General features: G+C 52.7%; 22 protein-coding genes and 3 tRNA genes. 14 read left to right on the top strand and 11 right to left on the bottom strand.

All coding sequences use genetic code 11. The annotated features are described in order from the left end of the window. Positions 1-71: 71 nt before the first annotated feature. A complete protein-coding gene (locus B5F38_RS03170; RefSeq protein WP_087407879.1) occupies positions 72-956 on the top strand; it encodes a glycosyltransferase in 885 nt (294 codons plus the stop codon). A gap of 9 nt (positions 957-965) precedes the next feature. Here B5F38_RS03170 and B5F38_RS03165 read toward each other — a convergent pair whose 3' ends face one another. After that, on the bottom strand, positions 966-1667 hold the full coding sequence (locus B5F38_RS03165) for a DNA alkylation repair protein (protein WP_087407878.1): 702 nt from the start codon (positions 1665-1667) through the stop codon (positions 966-968). Positions 1668-2204: 537 nt separating this feature from the next. On the opposite strand from B5F38_RS03165, the gene B5F38_RS03155 reads away from it, so the two are divergent. From B5F38_RS03155 to deoC, 8 genes are all read left to right on the top strand, one after another. Continuing rightward, positions 2205-3437: a spore maturation protein gene (locus B5F38_RS03155; protein ID WP_087407876.1), complete on the top strand. Its 1233-nt coding sequence runs from the start codon at positions 2205-2207 to the stop codon at positions 3435-3437. Positions 3438-3638: 201 nt separating this feature from the next. Next, entirely contained in the window at positions 3639-4052 is a 414-nt protein-coding gene (gene ybeY / locus B5F38_RS03150; RefSeq protein ID WP_087407875.1) for an rRNA maturation RNase YbeY, read from the top strand. Positions 4053-4129: 77 nt separating this feature from the next. Continuing rightward, positions 4130-6004 (top strand): tRNA uridine-5-carboxymethylaminomethyl(34) synthesis enzyme MnmG, encoded by a 1875-nt coding sequence (gene mnmG, locus B5F38_RS03145; protein WP_087407874.1) that lies wholly within the window; start codon positions 4130-4132, stop codon positions 6002-6004. Between the two features lie 74 nt (positions 6005-6078). Continuing rightward, on the top strand, positions 6079-6603 hold the full coding sequence (locus tag B5F38_RS03140) for an adenine phosphoribosyltransferase (protein WP_087407873.1): 525 nt from the start codon (positions 6079-6081) through the stop codon (positions 6601-6603). A gap of 6 nt (positions 6604-6609) precedes the next feature. Continuing rightward, positions 6610-8406 carry an excinuclease ABC subunit UvrC gene (gene uvrC, locus B5F38_RS03135; protein WP_087407872.1) on the top strand — a complete coding sequence of 599 codons (1797 nt, stop codon included), beginning with the start codon at positions 6610-6612 and terminating at the stop codon, positions 8404-8406. A 236-nt stretch (positions 8407-8642) separates the two neighbouring features. Next, the gene (gene dtd, locus B5F38_RS03130) at positions 8643-9095 is read left to right on the top strand and encodes a D-aminoacyl-tRNA deacylase (RefSeq protein ID WP_087407871.1); all 453 of its coding nucleotides are present in this window, start codon (positions 8643-8645) and stop codon (positions 9093-9095) included. Positions 9096-9101: 6 nt separating this feature from the next. Next, positions 9102-9443 (top strand): nucleotide pyrophosphohydrolase, encoded by a 342-nt coding sequence (locus B5F38_RS03125; RefSeq protein WP_087407870.1) that lies wholly within the window; start codon positions 9102-9104, stop codon positions 9441-9443. Then, entirely contained in the window at positions 9433-10326 is an 894-nt protein-coding gene (gene deoC / locus B5F38_RS03120) for a deoxyribose-phosphate aldolase (RefSeq protein WP_087407869.1), read from the top strand. Before B5F38_RS03125 ends, deoC begins: the two co-directional genes overlap by 11 nt. 89 nt (positions 10327-10415) lie before the next feature. Here deoC and B5F38_RS03115 read toward each other — a convergent pair whose 3' ends face one another. Next, positions 10416-11492, bottom strand: coding sequence for a mannose-1-phosphate guanylyltransferase (locus tag B5F38_RS03115; RefSeq protein WP_087407868.1), 1077 nt, complete (start codon positions 11490-11492; stop codon positions 10416-10418). Between the two features lie 143 nt (positions 11493-11635). Here B5F38_RS03115 and B5F38_RS03110 point away from each other — a divergent pair. Beyond that, positions 11636-11719 (top strand) — tRNA-Leu (locus tag B5F38_RS03110). 104 nt (positions 11720-11823) lie between these two features. Here the strand turns inward: B5F38_RS03110 and B5F38_RS03105 are convergent. Genes B5F38_RS03105 through B5F38_RS03090 form a run of 4 tightly spaced genes read right to left on the bottom strand, consistent with a single transcriptional unit; the run spans position 11824 to position 14115 of the window. Beyond that, entirely contained in the window at positions 11824-12063 is a 240-nt protein-coding gene (locus tag B5F38_RS03105) for a prolyl oligopeptidase family serine peptidase (RefSeq protein ID WP_087407867.1), read from the bottom strand. Then, a complete protein-coding gene (locus B5F38_RS03100; RefSeq protein WP_206422469.1) occupies positions 12056-12976 on the bottom strand; it encodes a transposase in 921 nt (306 codons plus the stop codon). Before B5F38_RS03100 ends, B5F38_RS03105 begins: the two co-directional genes overlap by 8 nt. Positions 12977-13034: 58 nt before the next feature. Continuing rightward, a complete protein-coding gene (locus tag B5F38_RS03095) occupies positions 13035-13376 on the bottom strand; it encodes a hypothetical protein (protein ID WP_087407866.1) in 342 nt (113 codons plus the stop codon). A 52-nt stretch (positions 13377-13428) separates the two neighbouring features. After that, on the bottom strand, positions 13429-14115 hold the full coding sequence (locus B5F38_RS03090) for an alpha/beta hydrolase (protein ID WP_087407865.1): 687 nt from the start codon (positions 14113-14115) through the stop codon (positions 13429-13431). A 175-nt stretch (positions 14116-14290) separates the two neighbouring features. Between B5F38_RS03090 and B5F38_RS03085 the strand changes: the two genes are divergently transcribed. Then, positions 14291-15274, top strand: coding sequence for a DMT family transporter (locus tag B5F38_RS03085; protein ID WP_087407864.1), 984 nt, complete (start codon positions 14291-14293; stop codon positions 15272-15274). A 100-nt stretch (positions 15275-15374) separates the two neighbouring features. Here the strand turns inward: B5F38_RS03085 and B5F38_RS03080 are convergent, their stop codons facing one another. From B5F38_RS03080 to B5F38_RS03065, 4 genes are all read right to left on the bottom strand, one after another. Continuing rightward, the gene (locus B5F38_RS03080) at positions 15375-16208 is read right to left on the bottom strand and encodes an HAD family hydrolase (protein WP_087407863.1); all 834 of its coding nucleotides are present in this window, start codon (positions 16206-16208) and stop codon (positions 15375-15377) included. Between the two features lie 95 nt (positions 16209-16303). After that, entirely contained in the window at positions 16304-17230 is a 927-nt protein-coding gene (locus B5F38_RS03075) for a magnesium transporter CorA family protein (RefSeq protein WP_087407862.1), read from the bottom strand. Positions 17231-17409: 179 nt separating this feature from the next. Continuing rightward, positions 17410-17483 (bottom strand) — tRNA-Asn (locus tag B5F38_RS03070). Between the two features lie 19 nt (positions 17484-17502). Continuing rightward, positions 17503-17579, bottom strand: a tRNA-Asn gene (locus B5F38_RS03065). Positions 17580-17664: 85 nt separating this feature from the next. Here B5F38_RS03065 and B5F38_RS03060 point away from each other — a divergent pair. Beyond that, entirely contained in the window at positions 17665-18657 is a 993-nt protein-coding gene (locus B5F38_RS03060; protein WP_241147795.1) for an adenosine kinase, read from the top strand. A 34-nt stretch (positions 18658-18691) separates the two neighbouring features. Further along, positions 18692-20368 carry a S41 family peptidase gene (locus tag B5F38_RS03055; protein WP_087407860.1) on the top strand — a complete coding sequence of 559 codons (1677 nt, stop codon included), beginning with the start codon at positions 18692-18694 and terminating at the stop codon, positions 20366-20368. Positions 20369-20454: 86 nt separating this feature from the next. Here B5F38_RS03055 and ychF read toward each other — a convergent pair whose 3' ends face one another. After that, positions 20455-21558 carry a redox-regulated ATPase YchF gene (ychF, locus tag B5F38_RS03050; RefSeq protein WP_087407859.1) on the bottom strand — a complete coding sequence of 368 codons (1104 nt, stop codon included), beginning with the start codon at positions 21556-21558 and terminating at the stop codon, positions 20455-20457. 407 nt (positions 21559-21965) lie between these two features. On the opposite strand from ychF, the gene B5F38_RS03045 reads away from it, so the two are divergent. Beyond that, positions 21966-23747: a family 10 glycosylhydrolase gene (locus B5F38_RS03045; RefSeq protein ID WP_158096832.1), complete on the top strand. Its 1782-nt coding sequence runs from the start codon at positions 21966-21968 to the stop codon at positions 23745-23747. The last annotated feature ends 95 nt before the right edge of the window (positions 23748-23842 follow it).

Below are 23842 nucleotides of genomic sequence, written 5' to 3'. Positions count from 1 at the left end.
GCGGCTGAGGTGTTTTACTGACGAGGAGCCGAGACGGTTTGGTTTTGTAATCGAGAGGAGGATTGTTTGGCATGATTTCCATGATAGTTTGTTCGGTCGACCCGGCGAAACTGGAAAAGTTTTGCGAGAATGTGCTCATGACGATAGGTCTTCCCTGCGAGTTTATCTTTTATGATAATCGGGAGACGGGTTACAGCATTACCCATGTGTACAACCTTTGTGCCGAGAAGGCAAAAGGGGAGTATCTCTGCTTTGCACATGAGGATATTTTTTTCAGGACACCCAACTGGGGCGAACGCATCGTGTCGCTGCTGCAGAAACCAACGACCGGGGTCGTGGGCTTTGCCGGTTCGATGGCCAAATTGGCTACCTGTTCGGGGTGGGGCTCGCTGAAGCAATACACGCGCTACAACTATATTCAGCACTTCAAGGATGGATCGATCAAGTATTTCATCACCAACCCCGACAAGGTGTCGGCTTCGCCGGTGATTGTGCTCGATGGCATGTGTCTGTTCATGCGTCGGAATGTGTGGGCCGAGTTTCGGTTCGACGAGGATACCTTCCGCGGATTCCATCTGTACGATCTGGATATTTCGATGGCCGTGGGTCAGAAGTATACCAACTATGTGACGAACGATATATTGCTGGAACACTTTTCGGAGGGCTCGTACAACCAGGCTTGGCTCGACGATACGGCCAAATTTCACAAGAAATGGGCCGACCGTTTGCCCTTCTACCTCAAGAAACCCAACTCGCTGGTAGCCTATTTCAGAGAGATAAAGATGTCGTTTCGCTTTATCAGAATGTTGATGAAGAAACGGGTGGGGAGTTGGGATTTTATCGAGACTTGCTGTCACGAGCATTTCAAGCGCTACTACTGGCATATCAGTTCGCTCAAACTGCTGCAACGCCTTTACAAGTACAAACGTCAGTGGCGTCGCGAGGGCAGACTTTGAATCATATTTCTATTTTTGCATGTAATGTTTGCGTTCCTCGGGTGTGAATCGCTCGATGGCATAGCGTAGCATGGTGCGCGGCATCTGTCGGTAACGGGTGTCGAGGAATCGGCACAGGCGGGCTTTGTCTTTCTTGCCGACCTCGCGCAACATCCAACCCGTAGCTTTGCGTATGAGGTCGTGCTCGTGGTGGAGCAGCAGGTCGGCCAGAGCCAGGGTATCGTCGAGGTGACCGCGGCGAATCCATTGCCAGGTGGCGACGATGGCGATACGCTGTTCCCAAAGCTGTGGGCTTTGAGCCAGACGGTAGAGCGGGGCATGGTCGCGGTGTTCGAGATAGCCCCCTACGATTTGCGAGGCCGAGAGGTCTACCAGGTCCCAGTTGTTGATACAAGCGGTGTGGGCCAGATAGGTGTTGTACAGGGCCGTGCGTTGGGCTTTGTCGGCTTTCTTGAACTGCTCGACCATGCAGAGGAGAGCTGCCATGCGCAACTCGTGCACAGGACTATGCAGCAGAGTGGTGAGTTCGGCAAGTGGAGTGTCGAGGTATTGCTTGGCGATACTTCGTGTGACAGGAACGGGCACCCCGATGAAAATATCGTTTTCGCTATATTCTCCCTTTCCGGTTTTGAAGAATCCCGAGAGAACTTTTGCTTTTGCCGGATTGGCTGCTGCCCGGATGGCTTTCTCGATATCTTGAGCTGTGTGCATGGTGATGTGTCGTTTGGAACAAAGGTAGTGAATTTTTCGACTGGTCGATTGCGGAGGTTTGTTGCTTTTTAAAACAGTTGTCGATGACAATATTTCAAATTGTTAAAATAGAGGCTCCTGGCTGAAAAAATGACGCATAGGTAATCGAAAGAAAGAAAATATTCGATTCTCCAGAAGATAAAAATTAGATAATTGTTTGATTTGTAGTAATATATGTGCATTTTGGAACGTGCGGAAAAAAACGCGAAATAGAACGGTGTCGGCTGGCCTGTTGTTGCCCTCTCTCTTTTTAAGCCTCGAGCGAGTGTGCGACTCTCTAAAATGACTGTTTTCTGAGAAAACAGGATGCGGCTCGGCAAAGTCAAATATTGAAAACTTGGTTTTCCATTTGCCTCTGCTCTCAGCTTTCACTATCTTTGAAGAAGATAGGATACGGTTCGGCATAAAAAATATCTGAAACAAGTTTCGATATTTTATTCTGCGCTCACCTTTCACTATCTTTGTCCCAAGAAACGAAAAACATTCAAAAACAGTCGTATGGTTCTTAATTACATCTGGATTGCATTTTTTGTCATTGCCTTTGTGGTGGCGGTGGTACAGACTGTAGTGTATGGCAATACGGCCATTTGGACCGACATAATGAATGCTTCGTTTTCTTCGGCCCGTACCGCCTTCGATATTTCGTTGGGGTTGACGGGTGTTCTCACCTTGTGGCTCGGTTTGATGAAAATCGGCGAACGGGGTGGTATGGTGGCCGTGCTGTCGCGCCTGATTAGTCCGCTCTTTACCCGCCTGTTTCCGGGGGTACCCAAGGGGCATCCGGCTTTGGGTTCGATGTTTATGAATGTGTCGGCCAATATGCTGGGACTCGACAATGCCGCTACTCCGCTGGGGTTGAAGGCGATGAAGGAGTTGCAGGAACTGAACCCCAAAAAAGACACGGCCACCGATGCGATGCTGATGTTTCTGGTGCTGAATGCCTCGGGGCTTACCTTGATACCCATCGGGGTGATGACCTATCGGGCTCAGATGGGGGCGGCCAATCCGTCGGACGTTTTCCTGCCTATTCTCATCGCCACCTTTATGGCTACCTTTGTAGGGCTTTTGGCCTTGTGTATCAAGCAGCGTATCAATATATTCGACCGGGTAATCGTGCTGTGGGGGCTCGGGCTCACCGCCTTTGTGGGTGGGGTCTTCTACTACTTTTCGTCGTTGCCCGAAGATAAGATTTCTACCTACTCGGCTTTTGCTGCCAACAGCATTCTGTTTACCATTATCGTGGTCTTTATCGTCTCGGGTCTGGTGAAGCGTATCAACGTCTACGACGCCTTTATCGAAGGGGCCAAAGAGGGCTTTAAGACGGCGGTGATGATTATTCCCTACCTGGTGGCTATCCTGGTGGCCATCGGGATATTCCGGGCCTCGGGAGCCATGGATTATATCGTCGAGGGCTTTGCCGCCTTCTTCGGGTGGCTGGGCATCGATACCGAGTTTGTGGGCGCGCTGCCTACGGCGCTGATGAAGTCGTTGAGCGGTAGTGGTTCGCGAGGCATGATGGTCGATGCCATGTCTACCTACGGAGTCGATTCGTTTGTGGGTCGGGTGGCCTGTACCGTACAGGGTTCGACCGATACCACCTTCTACATATTGGCCGTATACTTCGGTAGCGTAGGGGTGCGCAAAACCCGCTATGCCGTGGGGTATGCCCTGCTGGCCGATGTGATAGGGGCCATTTCGGCCATTACGGTCTCTTATTTCTTCTTCAAATAGAAAGGAACGGAATAAATGTGTATCTTTGACCGTATGCTGCGAAATGCGGCCTGTGTGGCGATGGAAACAATCTGGAGCAGGGTAGAACGGTCTGACCTTTTCAGGAGGTTGTGAATACCTCTCCTGCACGAATATACTTGCTTCTCCCCCGGGTTTGCACTATCTTTGCGGTGACAATAAGAATATAAAAAAGTACGAGTTATGGCTGTGAGTTATTTTGCCGAAGATGTCAAGATGCCGGCGATAAAAAAGAGAGAAACGACCGATTGGATTCGTCGGGTCGCTTCGGGGTACGGGAAAAAATGCGGCGATATAGCCTATATTTTTTGCTCCGACGAGAAGATTCTCGAGGTGAACAAGGCCTATTTGCAGCATGACTATTATACCGATGTCATCACCTTCGACTATACCGAGGGCGATAAGATAAGCGGCGATATTTTCATCAGTGTGGATACGGTCCGTTCCAATGCCGAACAGTTTGGGACCGACTACGACGAGGAGCTCCATCGCATCATCATACACGGTATTCTGCACTTGTGCGGAATCAACGATAAAGGACCGGGTGAGCGCGAAGCGATGACCCGTTGTGAAGACGAGGCTCTGAAACTGAGATAATCGAGAAACAGATATGACCAGGGGGGTGGGGAAGCGTTCGCTTTTTCTCCCCATAGGTCATGGAGAAATACAATACAATGGATTTTAATTACGATGTAATCGTGGTGGGTGCCGGTCATGCCGGTTGCGAAGCGGCATGCGCTTCGGCCAATCTGGGTTCGAAGACCTTGCTTATCACAATGGATATGAACAAGATAGCTCAGATGAGCTGCAATCCGGCCGTGGGTGGAATTGCCAAGGGTCAGATTGTTCGCGAAATCGATGCTTTAGGTGGTTTCATGGGTATTGTGACCGACGAGACGGCCATCCAGTTCCGGATGTTGAACCGCTCGAAAGGGCCTGCCATGTGGAGCCCCCGTTCGCAGAGCGACCGCGCCAAGTTCATCACGACCTGGCGTTCGATTCTCGAGAATACAGACAACTTGTATATGTGGCAAGATTCTGTAAATCAGATTCTTGTAAAAGACGGAAGGGTAACGGGCGTAGTTACGGCCATGAATGTAACCTTTACCGCCAAATGCGTGGTGCTCACGACCGGTACCTTTATGAACGGTCTGATGCACATCGGCCGCACCAAGTTGCGTGGCGGTCGTATTTCGGAGCCGGCTTCGTACGGAATCACCGAGCAATTGGTCGAACTGGGCTTTACGGCCGGCCGTATGAAAACGGGTACTCCGGTGCGTATCGACGGCCGCAGCATCCACTTCGAAGAGGCGGCCGAGCAGCGGGGCGAGAACGATTTCCATAAATTCTCGTTCCTCGATTTTCAGCCCCGTCCGTTGAAACAGCGCAGTTGCTGGACCATCTATACCAACGAGCACGTGCACGATATTCTTCGTGCCGGGTTGCCCGATTCGCCCCTTTACAACGGGCAAATCCAGAGTATCGGGCCCCGTTATTGCCCCAGTATCGAGACCAAAATCGTGACTTTCCCCGATAAAACGGAGCACCAGCTCTTTCTCGAACCCGAGGGCGAGACGACGCAGGAGTATTACCTCAACGGCTTCTCTTCGTCGCTTCCGCTCGATGTGCAGGTGCGGGCTTTGCAGGCGATTCCGGCGTTGCGCGACGTGCGCATTTATCGACCGGGATATGCCATCGAATACGACTATTTCGACCCCACCCAGCTGAACCATAACCTCGAGACCAAGCAGATTGCCAACCTCTTTTTTGCCGGTCAGATAAACGGAACGACCGGTTACGAAGAGGCCGGAGGGCAGGGGCTTATTGCCGGTATAAACGCTCACATCAACTGTCACGGCGGTACACCTTTCACGCTGGGTCGCGACGAGGCTTATATCGGTGTGCTCATCGACGACCTGGTGACCAAGGGTGTCGACGAGCCCTATCGTATGTTTACGTCGCGGGCCGAATACCGTATCTTGCTGCGTCAGGACGATGCCGACATGCGGTTGACCGAGCGCTCTTATCGGTTGGGGTTGGCCAAGTCTGACCGCTACGATTTGTTGCGGGAGAAGCGGGATAGGATAGACCATTTAATCCATTTTGCCGAACATTATTCGATAAAACCGGCCTATATCAACGCCGGGCTGGAGGCTTTGGGTACTACGCCGCTGAAACAGGGAGTGCGGTTGATTGACTTGGTTTTACGTCCGCAGCTCGATTTGGCACAGCTCTCGCAACTGGTTCCGGCTTTGAAACGGGAGTTGGATTCAATCAAAAACCGACGCGACGAAATTGTAGAAGCTGCCGAGATAAAGATGAAGTATCAGGGCTATATCGATCGCGAAAAGATGATTGCCGAGAAGATAGCCCGACTTGAACATATTCGCATAAAAGGACGATTCAAGTATAGCGAGATACATGCGCTGTCGACCGAAGCCCGTCAGAAACTGGAACGAATCGACCCCGAAACCATCGCACAGGCTTCGCGTATACCAGGCATCTCGCCGAGCGATATAAACATCTTGTTGCTGCTGTGCGGACGTTGATGTTTCACGTGAAACAAAATCGGGCAAAGCCTTATTACAAAAGGGAAGGACAAACAAAATAACAAGAATAAAAAATGAGTTTAGAGATTATTAAAAGCAAGATTCGCGACGTGGTCGATTTCCCGCAAAAGGGAATTGTATTTAGAGATTTGACAACGGTATTCAAAGAGCCCGACTGCTTGAAAGAGTTGTCGGATATGCTCACCCGTATGTATGCCGAGAAGGGGATAACCAAAGTGGTGGGTATAGAGTCGCGTGGTTTTATCATGGGACCTATTGTGGCTACCCGCATCGGGGCCGGATTTGTGCCCATGCGTAAACCGGGCAAGCTGCCCGCCGAGACCTGGCAGGAGAGTTATACCAAGGAGTATGGGGTAGATGTAATCGAGATTCACAAGGATGCCCTTTGCGAAAACGACGTGGTCCTGTTGCACGACGATTTGCTGGCAACGGGTGGAACCATGCTGGCTGCCTATAAGCTGGTGAAACGGTTTAATCCGAAAAAAATCTATGTCAATTTCCTGGTCGAACTGGAGTTCTTGAAGGGCCGCGAGGCTTTCCCCGACGATGTCGAGGTAGAGGCTCTTATCAAATATTGATACGGATTGATCGAGAAAAACGAAAATATTAAGAACAAACTTGCCCTCTTGCCCGATACACCTGGCGTGTATCAGTATTTCGACAAGACGGGCAAGATTATCTATGTGGGGAAGGCGAAGAACCTGAAGCGTCGGGTCTCTTCGTACTTCAACAAGGTGCACGATTCGGCCAAGACGAATATGCTGGTGAAGAATATCTATGACTTGCAGTATATCGTCGTGAAGACCGAAGAGGATGCTCTGCATCTCGAAAACAGTCTGATCAAGGAGTACAAGCCGCGTTACAATGTCTTGCTCAAGGACGATAAAACTTACCCGTGGATTTGCTTGCGGAACGAGCATTTTCCACGGGTATTTCTTACCCGTAGGGTGAATAAGGATGGCTCGAAATATTATGGCCCGTATGCCAACGTGCATTTGGCCAAGACGGTGCTGGCGTTGATACGCGAGCTCTATCCGATACGCACCTGCAACTATGCGCTTACCCCCGAAAACATCGCAAAAAAACGGTTCCGGGTCTGTCTGCAATACCACATCAAAAACTGTAAAGGGTGTTGCGAGGGGAAGATTTCGGAACAGGAGTACGACGGTTATATCGAGCAGGTGCGCCAGATTCTCAACGGCGATATTCACCAGTTGAGTCGTCACCTGTTGGAGGAGATGCAGAGCCTGTCGGCCGAGCTTCGTTTCGAGGAGGCGCAGGCGATTAAGGAGAAGTACGATTTAATCGAGAAATATAAGGCCAAGTCGGTTATCGTAAATCCGTCGTTGCACGAGATCGATGTCTTTTCTTACGATGAAGACGAGGGGGTAGCTTTCGTCAACTATATGCACGTGCGGGGTGGGTCGATTGTACAAAGTATCACCATCGAGTATAAGAAAAAACTCGATGAATCGGCTCCCGAAATTCTGTCGCTGGGTATTGCCGAGCTGAGGTCGCGGTTTGGCAGTAAGGCCCGGGAGGCTCTGGTTCCCTTCCTGCCCGAGTCGAGTTTCGACGATGTGGAATTTGTGGTTCCGCAACGGGGTGATAAGAAGAAATTGCTGGCGGTCTCGGAGCAGAACGTGAAGCAGTACAAGATAGACCGGCTGAAGCAAAACGAAAAGCTGAATCCCGAGCAGCGGGTGATGCGGGTGCTCTCGCGCATACAGCAAGATTTTCGTTTGCCCGAACTGCCGTGGCATATGGAGTGTTTCGATAACTCCAATATCCAAGGCACCAATCCGGTGGCTTCGTGCGTGGTCTTCAAGAAGGGGAAACCCTCGAAAAAAGATTACCGACATTTCGATATTAAGACCGTGGTGGGTCCCGACGACTTTGCTTCGATGCGCGAAATTATCTATCGTCGTTATCGTCGGTTGCTCGACGAAGGGGAGGAGCTGCCCCAGTTGATCATAGTCGATGGCGGCAAGGGGCAGTTGAGTGCTGCACTGGAGTCGCTCGAGGCGTTGGGCCTGCGGGGCAAGGTGCCCATCGTGGGTATTGCCAAGCGGTTGGAAGAAATCTATTTTCCCGGTGATTCGCTGCCGCTCTATATCGACAAAAATTCGGAGTCGCTGCGGGTGATTCAGCACATGCGCGACGAGGCTCACCGGTTCGGTATAACCTTCCACCGCAACAAGCGGAGCAAGGGGCAGGTGAAGTCGGCTCTCGATTCCATTGCCGGAATAGGGCCAAAAACCCGCGATGCGCTGTTGACGCACTTCAAGAGTGTGAAGCGCATCAAAGAGGCGTCGGAGGCCGATTTGGCCTCGGTGGTGGGCGAGGCCAAGGCCCGCATCATCAAAGAACATCTGGTTTGATTTTTATATAGTTGATTATCAGTATTATAAATATACCATACAAAGGCAATTCCGTTTAATTGGGAAGCGATAGCTTATCGCTGACCTGAGGGAGACGGATGAAATAAAATTTGTTTCTGTTGTCGTTTGTATTATCTTTGTGCTTTACGCAGAGGGGAGTATGAACTGCGCCGGTCGGTTAAGATCGGGTGGGGGATAGGCTCGACATCTGCACCGATAAAAATGGAGAGTTTCACATGAGAGTAGTTGTTCAACGGGTAAAGCGGGCTTCGGTAACGATAGGCGGTGAGTTGCATTCGTCAATCGGTCGGGGGCTCTTGATTTTGCTGGGCGTGGAAGAGAGCGACGAGCTTTCGGAGCTTGAATGGCTGGTTAAGAAGTGTGCCAACCTGCGCATTTTCGACGATGAAAACGGGGTGATGAACCGCTCGTTGCTCGATGTGGGCGGCGAGGCCATGGTGGTGAGCCAGTTTACGCTGCTGGCCTCGACCAAGAAGGGGAACCGCCCGTCGTACATACGCGCTGCGGGTCACGAGGTGGCTGTGCCTATGTACGAGGCCTTCTGCCGGCGTTTCTCCGAGGAGGTGGGCCGACAGGTCGCCACGGGTGTTTTCGGCGCTGACATGCAGGTAGAATTGATAAATGACGGCCCGGTGACCATTTGCATGGATACCAAAAACAAAGAGTAAGGAAATATGACAATCAAAGAGGCACAAGAACAGGTAGACGCCTGGATCAAGAGTGTGGGGGTGCGGTACTTCAGCGAGCTGACCAATATGGCCATCCTGACCGAAGAGGTGGGCGAGGTGGCCCGTATCATTTCGCGCCGCTACGGCGACCAGTCGTTCAAGCCGGGCGAAGAGGCGCAGAGCGACCTGTCGGACGAGTTGTGCGACGTCTTCTGGGTGCTGCTCTGCCTGGCCAACCAGACGGGCGTGGACCTGACCGCTGCATTCGAAAAGAATATCGAGAAGAAAACCAATCGAGATAAAACAAGACATATCAATAATCCTAAACTGACCAAACATGGAGAATAAACTGGACAAATATGAAGAAATGTTGAGTCGGTACAACACCGATTTGGACGATGCCCAAGTAGCGGCTGCCGTAGAGAAAATCGTTCGCGACAATCTGGCCGCAAACAGTACACCCGATGTGTACAAGTTTTTGTTCCACTGCATCGACCTGACGTCGCTGCATACCGAGGATAACACCGAGTCGATTACGCGCATGACCAAGCGGGTGAACGATTTTGAAGAGGAGCATCCCGAGATGGACAACGTGGCTGCCATTTGTGTCTATCCCAACTTTGCCGGAACCGTTCGCGCCAACCTCGACGTGTCGGCCGTGAATATTGCTGCCGTATCGGGCGGTTTCCCCTCGTCGCAGACCTTTACCGAGGTGAAGGTAGCCGAGACGGCTCTGGCCGTTGCCGACGGGGCCGACGAGATTGATATTGTAATCAACGTAGGCAACTTCCTGGCCGGGAATTACGAAGAGATGTGCCAGGAGATCGAGGAGCTGAAACACGCCTGCAAGGAGTCGCATCTGAAGGTTATCCTCGAATCGGGTGCCTTGAAGACGGCTTCGAATATCAAGAAGGCCTCGCTGCTGTCCATCTATTCGGGTGCCGATTTCATCAAGACATCGACCGGTAAAACCGAGCCCGCCGCTACGCTCGAGGCTGCCTATGTGATGTGCCAGGCCATCAAGGAGTACTACGAGCAGACGGGAACCATGATTGGTTTCAAACCGGCCGGAGGCATCTCTACGACGGTCGACGCCGTGAAATATTATTGCGTGGTAAAAGAGGTGCTGGGCGAGCAATGGCTCAACAACGAGCACTTCAGAATCGGTGCCAGCCGGTTGGCCAACAACCTGCTCTCCGACATTTGGGGCGTCCCCACCAAATTCTTTTAATCGAGATCGTTTGGTGTACGCCAAATAACAGGAAGAGCCGGAGGAAAACCTCCGGCTCTTCCTGTATCGTGTCGACGCTGTACGACGGTTTAGATGTAGGTATCGTCGAAAGCCATCTTGGCGTCGGTTACAAACTGTTTAATTTTCTGCTCCTCGCTCTTGGGGCAAATGAGCAGCACGTTGTCGGCCTCGGCAATGATGTAGTCCTTCAGCCCCTCGACAACCACCAGCTTGTCGCCCTTCACGGCAATGACGTTGTTTGTGGTGTTGTAGAGCAGGGTCTTGCATCCCTGGGCCACGTTGCCGTCTTTGTTTTTGGGCGAGTGGTCATACAGGGCGCTCCACGAACCCAGGTCGCTCCAGCCGAAGTCGGCACAGAGAACGAATACGTTCGAGGCCTTCTCCATCACACCAAAGTCGATCGAAATGTTGGGACAAGCCGCAAAATTCTCGTCGATAAACTGTTTCTCGGCCGGCGTATTGAATACCTCGTTATGCTCTTCGAACCGGTTGGAAATATCGGGCAGGAATCTCTGGAAGGCGTTGATAATCGTCTGTACATTCCAGATAAATATACCCGAGTTCCAGAAGAATTCGCCGCTCTCGACAAACATCTTGGCAAACTCGAGGTTGGGTTTCTCGGTAAAGGTCTTTACCGTTTTGATGTCACCTTCGGCATCCTCGCCAATCTGTATGTAGCCATATCCCGTTTCGGGTCGGTTGGGCTTGATACCCAGTGTGAGCAGAGCCGGATATTTAGCTACGAATTCGAGACCCTGATTTACGCAGCGGGCAAACTCATCCTCCTTGAGAATGAGGTGATCGGAGGGAGCCACCACGATGTTGGCCTTGGGGTTGATTGCCCGGATATGATACGAGGCCCAGGCAATACAAGGAGCCGTGTTGCGGCGAGCCGGCTCCAAAAGAATATTCTCGGCCGGCAGGTCGGGGAGCTGTTCCTTGATCAGGTCGACATAGATTTCGTTGGTGACGATGAAGATGTGATCCTTGGGTATGATTTTGGCGAAACGGTCGAAACTCATTTGGAGCAACGAACGCCCAATTCCGAAGAAATCGAGAAATTGTTTCGGTCTGTTGTTTCGGCTGAACGGCCAAAAGCGGCTTCCCACGCCGCCTCCCATAATTACGCAATATCTATTTTCCATGGGCGAGCCATTTTTTTATGTTAATTATTCCGCTAATGTAATTATTTTTTATTAGAAAGATGTATCAATCAACTTTTTTTGAAAAAAAACACAGATTATTTGGCGCATTCAAAATCTATCCTTACCTTTGCCACGTCTTTTCTGCCCAGATGGCGGAATCGGTAGACGCGCTGGTCTCAAACACCAGTGGATTAACCTCCATGCCGGTTCGATCCCGGCTCTGGGTACAAGATCGAAGAGGCTGTAACCGCAGGGTTGCAGCCTCTTTTCTTTGTTGGATTCTATCTTTTTCTCCGGCCTAATGGCCTAGTCGACAAAATTCTCCCCTCCCTCAGAACGACCGCAGCCAGTCGGCCAGGGCGTTGTGCACCTCATGCTTGAATCGGAACGTCTCCTGGTAGCCCCAGCCGTGGCCGCCGGTGGGATAGATGTGCAGCGACACGGGCACGTGGTGACGGTGCAGGGCGGTGTAGTAGCGCAGGCTGTTCTCGACGGGTACCACATTGTCGTCGTCGGAGAGGGCGATAAAGGGATCAACGTAAAAACCTGAGGGATTTATAAGATTAAGCATAAATTTTAGCTAGTCTGAACAAGAAGAACGCTTTATCCTTTACTCCTCTGAACTGCGAACGGAAGCTCTTTATTTTGGCATTGAAGGATTCAGAAGCCGCGTTTGTGGAACGCCTCTCAAAGAAGTTAATGATTTCCAGATAATGTGTCTGTATGGATCTTGCCACTCTGCCAAAAGCCAGGAAGCCCGATTTGTCCACCTCGTCATACCATCTGGCAAGTCTTGTCAATGCGGTATCCTTATGCTTGCACTGGTGATATATCAGCCCGAGTCTCATGGAAAGATAGTAGGCCTTCTTTATCTCGGGATATTCTCTGAAGAGGATTTTGGCTCGTACACGCTGTGATTCGGTCCATAAAGATTCCTTCTTATAGAGAAGATAGATGCTTCTTGCCAGCAGCTGCTTTCTCGAATCCCCGTTCTCGAATACCGGAGCATGATAGATTTTCCCGCAAGCTTTGGCATGTGCTATCTGTATGGATTCCTCATCCAGGGCTTCCCAGCGTGCCTTCACTCTCATTTCCTGAACCGCTTCATAAGCCAGTTTCTGGACATGGAAGCGGTCTGTGACACGGCGTGCGGCAGGGAAGCAGATTCGTGCCGTCTGCTCCATGTTCGGAGCCATATCGAGGGTTATCTCCCTGACCTGAAACCGCCTGCGTCTGGAGAGCTTCAGCAGGACGGATGTGACGATCCTTACATCGGTACCCTTTATGATGGCAATGATACTTCCCAATCCTCCTCTTCTCTCCTTGTTTATCAGGATTGTGTAGAGTTCTCCCTGTGAAAGGTTGACCTCATCAATTCCCACATACGGACCGATATTCTTCTCGAAAAGAATCCATTCTTCGGCATGGGGGAGCTGGTCCCAGCTCTTGTAACCGCTCAAGTGGTTGCGGTACTGACGCTCCAGAAGATCTCCGTCCACGCCGAAGAGGAATCCCAAAAGCTTGCAGCTTACCGGAAGTGTATCAATATAGTTCTTTTAAAAAAGACGCAAATTCTTGCGTCATACGGCTCCCTTCTGCAATCAGCTTCCAGTTGCGGCTTACATAACGGCCTTCTTCCTTCACAATCCATCTGCGCCGGCGGATATTCAGGAAAAGTTTCTTGCCACGAACCGGAAAGTCCTGAACCACTACAGGATCATAAAATCCCTTGCTTTCCACTTTCATTTTTGAATGTTCTTCAGGGACTTCGTTTTTCTCTTCCAGATATATTACTATTTCCGTATTGCTTTCCTTTACATCCGAGATGATAAAATAATCCAATGTCCCTTCGGGAAGAAGGAGACGATAGCCGTTGCTTTCCATATCTGTTGCTGATTCATTGTTCGCAAAGATACGATTTTATACGGTTTACTCCTCAGGTTTTTACGTTGATCCCGATAAAGGCCCGAGGCGTCTCGGCATCGACCTGGAGCTCGTTGGAGTAACAGTCGACAAGTTGTGGGTCGGGATTCTGTCCGATGAGGTTGTCGCGAGACCCCCGGTGGGTGATGGTCGTATCCATGGAGATGACGGGGTAGAAGAGTATCTGGAAGGCCGGTTTCAGCTCTTGCGGGTAGTGTGTGGCCAGGGTCGAGGCCAGGTGCCCGCCGGCCGAGAAGCCCATCACCCCGATGTCGTCGGGGTCGATGCCCCACTCCCGGGCATGGGCCTTGACGGTGCGCATGGCTTCGCACAGGTCGGCCAGAGGTACCCGGTGGTTGCCGTGCGGCATGCGGTATTTCAGCACAACGAGGGCGATGCCCTGGTGGGTAAAGTAGGAGGCATAGTCGTAGCCTTCGTGGCCGTAGGCCAGGGTGTAGTAGCCCCCTCCGGGGCAGATGACCACGGCACGTCCCGTGCGTCGGCCTTCGGGAAGAAATACCCGTATCGAGGGCTGGAATATCTGTTGGTTTTCGTCGCAGGGTTTTCCCTCGTCGGCATTCCTTTCGGTGGCGCCGTTGGGCCACAGGGCGATGTCGATGGGCGTTTGGGTTTGGCCGTATGAGGCGGTGGCGAAGAGGGTAGCAACAAGCAGGAGTGTGATGAGCCGGTTGAGTTTCATGGGTCTGGTTTTTGCGTGTATGTGTCGTGTGCAGGTGCTGCACAAGTTAACGGCTGCAAAGATAATCGGATAGGCCGGATGGTGGAGTGGCTCGAGAAAAAATATGTGTCGTGTGGAGAATTTCGTGACGAAACAATTTGTACTTTTTGTACTTTTGCGCCCAAAATAGTGGGAAATGAAAGATAAATTGAAGGGCCATTCGGCCATGTTTACGGCGAACTTCCTGTGGGGAATCATGTCGCCTATTTCTAAATCGATTTTTTTAACGGGTGTCATATCGGCTTTTTCGTTGACCAACATGCGTATGGTGGGGGCGGCTGCCTTCTTCTGGATAGCCTCCCTGTTCATGCCTCGCGAGTCGGTGACCAAGCGCGATTTACTGTTACTGTTTGCGGCCTCCCTGTTTGGAATTACTCTGAATCAGGGATTTTTTGTGGTGGGACTCTCCTATACGACGCCTATCGATGCGTCGGTGGTAGCCTCGCTGACGCCTATCATTACGATGATTCTGGCTGCTTTCATTCAGAAGGAGCCGATGACGGGCAAGAAGGTAATCGGTGTATTCATGGGTCTCACGGGGGCTCTGATTCTGATTCTGGATGGCGCCGGCAGTGCGTCGGGCGGCAGCCTGTCGGACGGCCGGGTGATGGGCGACCTCTTCTGCCTCATTGCCGAGGTGAGCTTCGCCATTTACTACGTGGCATTCAAGGGGCTTATCAGCCGCTATACGCCTGTTACCTTGATGAAGTGGATGTTTCTGTTTGCGACCATCTGCTGTCTGCCTATCGGCGGGTCGGAGGTGATGCGCATTCCCTTTGCCCAGCTCGACAGCACCATTTACCTCGACTTGTTCTTTGTCATATTCGGGGCCACCTTCCTGTCGTACATGCTGGTTTCGGTGGGGCAGAAGCGGTTGCGCCCGACGATTGTGAGCATGTACAACTACACGCAGCCTATCGTGGCCTCGTTGCTGGCCATCTGGTGGGGCATGGACAGCTTCGACGTGATGAAGGGCTTTGCCATTCTGCTGGTATTCCTGGGCGTATATGTGGTAACGACCAGTAAGTCGAAGGCTCAACTCGATGCCGAGCTGGCTGAGAAAGCGGTTCGTGAAGAGGCGGCTGCCAGCGGTGGAGATGCTGTGGATAAGCAAAAGTAGGACTTTAAAAGAGTATATACATATAAGCCGTGAGAGTGAGTCTCTTACGGCTTATGTTTTATCTGTAAACTATCTGTATTTTATCTGTAACGGAGCGGGTTTAGAGATAGTCGTCGTAGAGGAAACGGGCCACGCCGTCGTGATTGTTGTCGGGGATGATGGCGGTGGCCTGCCGTTTCACCTCGTCCATGGCGTTCTCGGGAGCATATCGCCGGTCGGCCATGCGGAAGAGGGGCAGGTCGTTGAGGTTGTCGCCGAAGGCCACCACCTCCCAGGGGTTGAGGTGGTCGACAATCTGCTGGGCGGTCGATGCCTTGGAGACCCCCTGCGGGTAGATTTCGAGGTTGCCGTAGCTGGGGTCTACGATGTCGCGGTAGCAGAAGATGCTGCATTGTCCGGCCCGGCCTATCTCGGCGGCTGCGGTCTCGAGTCGGTCGAACCGGTCGATGACCAGGATGAAGAGCGGCGGCCGGTCGAGCAGCGGCTCGGCGTAGCGGTCGACGGGTACGAAATCCTTGTAGGGTGTATTCTCGCGCTGACGTTTGAATTCGCGCTGCATCTCGTTGGACAGCGGTTTGTGGAAGACGTGCAGCTTGTTGTTGTCGATGCGATAGACAAAGGGCACCAGGTCGCGCTTCTCGAGCAGGTCGATGTAGTTGAGGGCCGAGTTGTCGGTGAATCCGTTGGCCCGGATGTAGCGTTTGCGACGGATGTCGTAGAGTACGGCCCCGTTCATGAGCACGGCCGGAATATCGAGGTCGAGCTGTTGCAGCAACGGGACTACCGTAGCCGGCGTGCGGGCCGTAGCCACGGTGAATCGCATGCCCTTGTGCAGCAGGTCGTTGATAATCTGGGTAGAGCGGGGCGAAACCACGGAGTTGCCGTTGAGCAGAGTCCCGTCCAGGTCGGTGATGTAGAGCGTTTGGGTTTTCATCGTCGTGCAGGTATATCGGTCACAGCGGGGTGACGGTTGTTGAACAGGGGGTGACGGGGGAGGGGATTACACCGTCCACCCGTCGGGAATACCGGTCAGAACCACTTGATTTTCCGGAAGATAATGAATGCCAGGGCCGACAACAGTATCGAGAAGAAGACGATCAGCGAGAAGGCGTGCGGTATCTGCTCGATGTGAATGTCGACGTTCATGCCGTAGAAGCTGGCGATGAGCGTGGGCACCATGAGCACAATCGAGAGGCTGGTCATGCGTTTCATGATGGTGTTCACGTTGTTCGAGATGATGGAGGCAAAGGCATCCATCGTGCCGGTGAGGATGTCGCTGTAAATATTCACCATGTTGTGGGCCTGCCGCAGCTCGATCATCACGTCGTCGAGCAGTTCGGGGTTCTGGTAGTCCTTTTCGTGGAAAATCTTGGGCAGTTTGCTGATCATCATTTCGTTGCCTCGAATCGAGGTGTTGAAGTAGACGAGGCACTTCTGCAGGTTCATCAGTCGCAGCAGGTCTTCGTTGCGGATGCTCCGTTGCAGCTCCTTTTCGGCCGAGCTCACCTCGTTGTAAATCTGTTTCAGGTACTTGAGGTACCACACGGCCGACGAGTAGATGAGCCGCAGAATGAACTCGTATTTGTTGGGCACCGCAATCTCCTTGCGGCGGGTATGCTCGATGAAATCGGGAATCATGTCGGTCGAGCGGTAGCAGACCGAAACGAGAATCTCGTTGTTGGTGATGATGCCGATGGGCACGGTGGTGTAGGAGATGGTGCTGTTGCGTTCGACAATAGGTATACGCAGGATGGTCAACAGCCAGTTGCCTTCGTTGTCGATACGCGGCCGTTCGTCGGTATCGGCGATGTCGTGTAAAAACGAGGCGGGTACCTTCAAATCGTTTTTCAGGAAATCGAAATCGTCTTGCGTGGGGCACTCTACGTTTACCCAGCAGTTGGGCAGCCAATTGGGTTTCTCTACGAAACCGGCTTCACAAAAGAGATATTTTCTCATCGCGTTGCTCCTTTCTTGTTTTGTATCCCAAGAGGAGCCCGCAAAATTTGACCTTCAAACCTTACTTGCTCTCCAGGGAGAGGTGAATACTATTGTTCGCTCGCGGGTTTGAATCGTCCATAATTCATTGTTTTTGGGGTGAAAAAAAGAGTTCGTCTTGTGAACGAACTCTCCGGAAGCTCTTCAGGTTGGACTTGAACCAACGACCCTCTGATTAACAGTCAGATGCTCTAACCGACTGAGCTACTGAAGAATAGGTGTTTCAAAATGTTTGGCTCTTCAGGTTGGACTTGAACCAACGACCCTCTGATTAACAGTCAGATGCTCTAACCGACTGAGCTACTGAAGAAGATGTCATTCCTTAAAAATGCGATGCAAAAGTAATGGGTTATTTCCAATTATGCAATATATTTGCAAAAAAAATTTTTCCGCAAATGAGGATAGTAGGATTGGGAAACGCACTGACCGATGTGCTGGCACGTTTGCATTCCGACTCGTGTTTCGAGGAGATGGGCCTTTTGAAAGGGGGTATGCAACTGATTGACGAGGAGCGTCTGTTGAAAATCATGGCGGTCTTCGAAGGGCTGGAAACCACGTTGGCTTCGGGTGGCTCGGCTGCCAATGCCGTATCGGGTGTGACCCGTATGGGTGTGTCGGGTGGTTTCATCGGCAAGATTGGGCGCGATGCCTATGGGCGTTTCTTCCGTGAAGATATGGAGCGTAACGGGGTGAAAACTTCGTTGATTGAGAGTGACCAGGCTTCGGGGTGTGCCATGACCCTGATTACCCCCGACGGCGAACGTACGTTCGGTACGTTTCTGGGTGCCGCCTCTACGCTGAGTGCCGACGAGCTTACCCCCGAGATGTTTGCCGGGTACGACCTGCTTCACATCGAGGGCTATCTGGTACAGGACGAAGCCCTCATTCTGCGGGCCGTGCAACTGGCCAAGGAGCTGGGGTTGCAGGTCTCGTTCGATATGGCGAGCTACAATGTCGTGAAAGAGAATTACGCCATCATCCGTACTTTGGTCGAGAACTATGTCGACATCCTTTTTGCCAACGAAGAGGAGGCCATGGCCTATACGGGCGAGGAGCCGCGGCAAGCTGTCGAGACACTGGCCCGCTGCTGCAGGATTGCGGTGGTCAAGTGCGGTGCGCAGGGGTCGTTCGTTGGTTGCGGCGATAGCATTGTCGAGGTACCGGCTACGCCCGAGGTACGCATCGATTCTACCGGGGCCGGCGATCTCTATGCTTCGGGTTTCCTCTACGGCCTGTCGCAACACTGCTCGCTGCATGTTTGCGGCGAGATAGGTTCGTTGTTGGCCGGCCGGGTCATCAAGGTAATCGGTACCAAGATGAGCGATGAGATATGGGATGAAATAAAGTTAAAAGTGGCCGCCTTGATTGCCGGGGACCGGTCGCATTGACTATCTTCGTAAAGCTAAGACAAAACAGAGAGTGATGAGAAAAATACATTTGGTTTTAGGAATCGCCTGTGCGCTGACCCTCGTGGCAGGGAGCGTGAGTGCGGCACCGGCCGGAAAATCGGATCGGAGGGATTTCGAAGTTTCGCGTAATCTCGATATATTCAATGCACTGTTCAAGGAGTTGAACCTCTTTTATGTCGATACCATCAATGCCGAAAAGGCGATTGGCGACGGGGTGAATGCCATGTTGGGCCGGCTCGACCCCTATACCGAATATATCCCCGAGAAGGAGAAGGACGATTTCTTCTTCTCTACCACCGGCGAGTATGCCGGCATAGGTTCGCTCATTATGGAGCGCGACAAGGCGGTCTACATATCGGAACCCTACGAAGGGATGCCTGCCCAATTGGCCGGTCTGCGCCCGGGCGACAAGATTGTGATGATCAACAACGATTCGGTGGCCGGTTGGAGCAGCTCGAAGGTGAGCGAACGGCTGAAAGGTCCGGCCAATACCAAGTTGAAGGTGACCGTAGAGCGGCCGGGTGTCGAGGGGCTTCTCTCCTTCGACCTGACCCGCAAAAAGATACAGATGCCCGCCGTACCCTACTACGATGTGGTATGCGACAGTGTGGGCTACATCTACCTGAGCAGTTTTACCGACTCGGCCGCCGATGAGGTGAAACGGGCTCTGCAAGAGCTGAAGCGTCGGGGCATCACCTCGCTGGTGCTCGACCTGCGAGGCAACGGCGGCGGTATACTCGAGCAGGCCGTGCAGATTGTCAACCTGTTTGTTCCCAAAGGGGTAGAGGTGCTCTCGACCCGGGGACGCAACAAGAAGATGGACAAGATCTACAAGACCACCCAAGAGCCGGTCGATGAAAAGATACCGCTGGCCGTACTGATCGATGGCGGTACCGCCTCGTCGTCGGAGATTGTAGCCGGTTCGCTGCAAGACCTCGACCGGGCCGTAATCGTGGGCTCGCGTTCGTATGGCAAAGGGCTGGTACAGTCTACCCGTCCATTGCCCTATAATGGCATGCTCAAGGTGACGATTGCCCGCTACTATATCCCCAGCGGCCGCCTTATCCAGGCTATCGACTACTCGCACCGCAACCCCGACGGCAGCGTGGCCCGTATCCCCGACAGTCTCACGCACGAGTTCAAGACGGCTCACGGCCGCATTGTGCGCGACGGTGGCGGCATCAAGCCCGATGTAGAGACTTCGGTCGAGCGTCGGGGCAACATCGGCTACTACCTGATGCGCGATTTCTATTTCTTCGACTTTGCCAACCAATACGCCGCTCGTCACGATACGATTGCCCCCGCCAAGGAGTTCGTATTGCCCGACTCGGTCTATAACGAGTTTAAGGCCTTCGTGAAGTCGAAGAACTTCAAATACGACAAGCAGAGCGAACGCATCCTCTCTGACTTGAAGGAGGTGGCCAAGTTCGAGGGCTACTTCGATGAGAAGACCCAGAAGCAGTTCGAGGCGCTGGAAGCCAGTCTGAATCACGACCTGGACCGCGACCTGGAGACTTTCCGCGACGAGATAAGCCAGTTGCTCTCGATTGAAATCGTGAAGCGATATTACCACCAGAAGGGCGAAATCATCGAGTCGATCAAGGACGACAAGGATTTGACCGAGGCCTGCTCGATTGTGAACGACAAGACCCGCTATGGCCAGATTTTGAACCTCACCGGGAAGCACTGATAGTTTCCGGACCTATACATCGGATACAACAAAGGCGATGAAATCGAATTTCATCGCCTTTGTTGTATGTAGATAATCAACGCAGCTTACACGTTGAAGCGGAAGTGCATGATGTCGCCGTCCTGCACCACATAATCCTTGCCTTCGATATACATCTTTCCAGCCTCTTTGCAGGCGTTTTCCGACCCGAGGGTGATGTAGTCGTCATACTTGATGACTTCGGCGCGGATAAAGCCCTTCTCGAAGTCGGTGTGGATGATGCCGGCACACTGCGGAGCCTTGCTCCCCTTCAGGTAGGTCCAGGCACGCACCTCTTGCGGTCCGGCGGTGAAGTAGGTCTCGAGGTTGAGCAGGCTGTAGGCGGCGCGGATGAGGCGCGATACGCCCGACTCCTTGAGGCCGATTTCGTTGAGGAACATCTGCCGCTCTTCGTAGGTTTCGAACTCGGCAATCTCCGATTCGGTCTTGGCGGCCACAATCAGTATCTGGGCATGCTCGTCCTTGACGGCTTCGCGTACCATATCGACATATTTGTTGCCCGATACGGCGCTGGCGTCGTCGACGTTGCAGATGTACATTACCGGCTTGTTGGTGAGCAGGAAGAGGTCGTGGGCAATCTTCTGCTCGTCTTTGGTCTCGAAGGTGACCGTGCGGGCCGGTTTGCCCTGCTCGAGAGCCTCTTTGTAGCGGCTCAGCACTTCGTAGGCGATTTTGGCCGCCTTGTCTCCGCCGGTCTGTGCCTGTTTCTGTACCTTGGCAATGCGCGATTCGATGGTCTCCAGGTCCTTGAGTTGCAGCTCAAAGTCGATAATTTCCTTGTCTCTTACGGGGTTTACCGAGCCGTCGACGTGTGTGATGTTGTCGTCGTCGAAGCAGCGGAGCACGTGCAGAATGGCATCGGTCTCGCGAATGTTGGCGAGGAACTTGTTACCCAGACCCTCACCTTTACTGGCCCCTTTCACCAGGCCGGCGATGTCGACAATCTCGACCGTCGTGGGGACGATGCGCTGGGGATGAACCAGTTCGGCCAGTTTGTTCAACCGCTCGTCAGGAACGGTAATCACTCCCACATTGGGCTCGATGGTGCAGAACGGAAAGTTTGCCGATTGCGCTTTGGCATTGGACAAACAGTTGAAAAGAGTCGATTTGCCCACGTTGGGCAGCCCGACTATACCACATTGTAAACTCATGCTCTTGTATTGTTTTGTTTTATATTCCCAAAAAATATCGCTACAACGGGTGGCGGCTGTTGCAAGTAGTTGGTTTTGAATGCTTAGCAAAGTGAACGCCCGGTTCTGGGCTTTCGACCTGTCGCCTCCTGTTTGTGCAGGCCCTGCAAAGATAGTGAAAGGCGAGAGCAAAGACAAACGGGAAAACTTGTTTTTCAAGTTTGGCTATGTCGAGTCGCATCCTATCTTCTACAAAGATAAGGAATCTTTTGCTTATTTCTCTCTTCCCTCGTGTGGGAGAAGGGATGGCAGAGCAGAGTGTGTAAATGTATTTTAAATGTTATTTGTTTTATTTTAGCAAAACAGAGTGAATGAATCTCTCGCTTTCGGTGTATTTTTGTCCTGCACACCAATCTGCTGAAAATAACATGAAAAAACATCTGCTCCTCATCCTGTTGGCTACGGTTTTCTTATTCTCGGCCGTGGCCGAATCGCCCAAACGAGAATTACGGGCTACGTGGCTGGCCTCGGTAAGCAATATCGACTGGCCCAAATCGACTCAGACGGCCGCACAGCAGCAGGCTGCACTGGTCGAGATACTCGACGGTATGCAGGCGGCCCGCATGAATGCCGTCTACATGCAGGTGCGTCCCATGTGCGATGCGCTGTATCAGTCGGCCTACGAGCCGTGGTCGCAATACCTCACCGGCACGCGAGGCAAGGATCCCGGCTACGACCCGCTGGCATTTGCTATCGACGAGGCACACAAGCGGGGCATGGAGCTGCATGCCTGGATCAATCCCTATCGTTACGAGAGCGTGAAGAACATGCACGGGGCCGATGACCCCATCCGCAAGAATCACCCCGAATGGTTGCTCGAGTATTCGTCGAGCTATATCCTCGACCCGGGCAATCCCGAAGTGACCGCCTATCTGGTCGATGTCATCGAGGATATTATCACCCACTACAACGTCGACGGCGTTATCTTCGACGACTATTTCTATCCCTACGAGGGAACTACCAACCAAGATGCCTATTCGCAGAGCCTCTACAAACCGGCCGGCAAGGATGTGGGCGACTGGCGTCGCGAGAATGTAAACACCTTGATGGCCGACATATACAGTATGATTCAGGCGACGAAGCCTACCGTGAAATTCGGTATCGGGCCCTTCGGTATCTGGGGCGGTCCGCAGAGCGTGGCCAACGCCTACGGCATCGACTACCTGAACACGAGCGGCGGCACGAGCGCCTATTCGCAACTCTATTGCGACGGGGTGGCCTGGCTGAAGGCCAAGAGCATCGACTACATCTCGCCGCAATGCTACTGGCCCAGCTTCAACACCCGGGCCTGGGGCTACAAGACGCTGGTGCCCTGGTGGGCCGGAGTGGCCGAGGTGATGGGGCGCCACTTCTACTCGAGCATGCGCATCTCGACCATGCCGCAGAGCGCTCCGCAACGCCGCAGCATCCTGCAACGGCTTCGCATCACCGAGAGCGAATACGACAACCTCTCGATGGTCGAGCGGTCGGTAGCCGCTACGGCTGCTCAGGGGACCGAAGAGTGCGGTTTCGAGGTGGACATGAATCGGTCGACCGACCTGCTGGGGGCTCCGGGCCATGTCTTCTTCAACACGACCCAGTTTTTCAGCTATGGTCTGGCCGACTATCTGGCCGAGGAGAAGTTTACCCAACCCGCCCTGACCCCGCTCATGTCGTGGAAGACACCCCAAACGCTCCCCCGGATTACCGATATAACCCTCTCTGGCAACACCCTTTCGTGGCAGGCACCCGGGGCCGACGAGACCATACGATATGCTCTCTATTATGTGCCTAGCCGGGTGGTCAACAGTCCTGCCACGTATGAAAAGTCGACCTATCTGCAGCAGATTACCTGGGAGACGAGTGCCGACGTGTCGTCGTGCACGCAGTCGGGCTACTACTTTGTGGTGACGGCTATCGATGCCGCCGGCAACGAGTCGGAGCCCTATGTGAAGACCCCTTCGGGCATACAGACCGGCCGGGCCGAATCGCTGGCCGTGTATGGGGCGCAAGGTGTCGTGTGCGTATCGGCTCCCGAGGCGACGACCGTGCGGGTCTATGCCGTTACCGGGCAACTGGTGCGCGAGGCCGAGGTCGAGCGGGGCACAACCGAGATTACCCTTCCTGCCGGGCTCTACATAGTCAATGGCTACAAAGTAGTCGTTCGGTAGTTGCTTTTAGTTTTTTATGAAGATGGAGCTTCTCTCGTTTTTGGGGAGAAGCTCCTTTTTTTGTGTGAGGGTGGGGTGAACCCTACGAGCCGGTG

It is taken from the genome of Barnesiella sp. An22, from assembly GCF_002159975.1.
GTDB classification, from domain to species: Bacteria; Bacteroidota; Bacteroidia; order Bacteroidales; family Barnesiellaceae; genus Barnesiella; species Barnesiella merdigallinarum.
Note: the sequence above shows the minus strand (reverse complement) of the source record. Positions and strands in the feature narration are given on the sequence as shown.

Coding starts and splice junctions, on each gene's coding strand:
- B5F38_RS03140 (WP_087407873.1), top strand. CDS start 6,079: ATGAGTTTAGAGATTATTAAAAGCAAGATTCGCGACGTGGTCGATTTC.
- B5F38_RS03080 (WP_087407863.1), bottom strand. CDS start 16,208: ATGAAAACCCAAACGCTCTACATCACCGACCTGGACGGGACTCTGCTC.
- deoC (WP_087407869.1), top strand. CDS start 9,433: ATGGAGAATAAACTGGACAAATATGAAGAAATGTTGAGTCGGTACAAC.
- B5F38_RS03155 (WP_087407876.1), top strand. CDS start 2,205: ATGGTTCTTAATTACATCTGGATTGCATTTTTTGTCATTGCCTTTGTG.
- B5F38_RS03170 (WP_087407879.1), top strand. CDS start 72: ATGATTTCCATGATAGTTTGTTCGGTCGACCCGGCGAAACTGGAAAAG.
- ybeY (WP_087407875.1), top strand. CDS start 3,639: ATGGCTGTGAGTTATTTTGCCGAAGATGTCAAGATGCCGGCGATAAAA.
- B5F38_RS03165 (WP_087407878.1), bottom strand. CDS start 1,667: ATGCACACAGCTCAAGATATCGAGAAAGCCATCCGGGCAGCAGCCAAT.
- B5F38_RS03115 (WP_087407868.1), bottom strand. CDS start 11,492: ATGGAAAATAGATATTGCGTAATTATGGGAGGCGGCGTGGGAAGCCGC.
- B5F38_RS03075 (WP_087407862.1), bottom strand. CDS start 17,230: ATGAGAAAATATCTCTTTTGTGAAGCCGGTTTCGTAGAGAAACCCAAT.
- B5F38_RS03095 (WP_087407866.1), bottom strand. CDS start 13,376: ATGGAAAGCAACGGCTATCGTCTCCTTCTTCCCGAAGGGACATTGGAT.
- mnmG (WP_087407874.1), top strand. CDS start 4,130: ATGGATTTTAATTACGATGTAATCGTGGTGGGTGCCGGTCATGCCGGT.
- ychF (WP_087407859.1), bottom strand. CDS start 21,558: ATGAGTTTACAATGTGGTATAGTCGGGCTGCCCAACGTGGGCAAATCG.
- B5F38_RS03090 (WP_087407865.1), bottom strand. CDS start 14,115: ATGAAACTCAACCGGCTCATCACACTCCTGCTTGTTGCTACCCTCTTC.
- B5F38_RS03105 (WP_087407867.1), bottom strand. CDS start 12,063: ATGCTTAATCTTATAAATCCCTCAGGTTTTTACGTTGATCCCTTTATC.
- B5F38_RS03085 (WP_087407864.1), top strand. CDS start 14,291: ATGAAAGATAAATTGAAGGGCCATTCGGCCATGTTTACGGCGAACTTC.
- B5F38_RS03060 (WP_241147795.1), top strand. CDS start 17,665: ATGAGGATAGTAGGATTGGGAAACGCACTGACCGATGTGCTGGCACGT.
- dtd (WP_087407871.1), top strand. CDS start 8,643: ATGAGAGTAGTTGTTCAACGGGTAAAGCGGGCTTCGGTAACGATAGGC.
- B5F38_RS03045 (WP_158096832.1), top strand. CDS start 21,966: ATGAAAAAACATCTGCTCCTCATCCTGTTGGCTACGGTTTTCTTATTC.
- B5F38_RS03055 (WP_087407860.1), top strand. CDS start 18,692: ATGAGAAAAATACATTTGGTTTTAGGAATCGCCTGTGCGCTGACCCTC.
- B5F38_RS03125 (WP_087407870.1), top strand. CDS start 9,102: ATGACAATCAAAGAGGCACAAGAACAGGTAGACGCCTGGATCAAGAGT.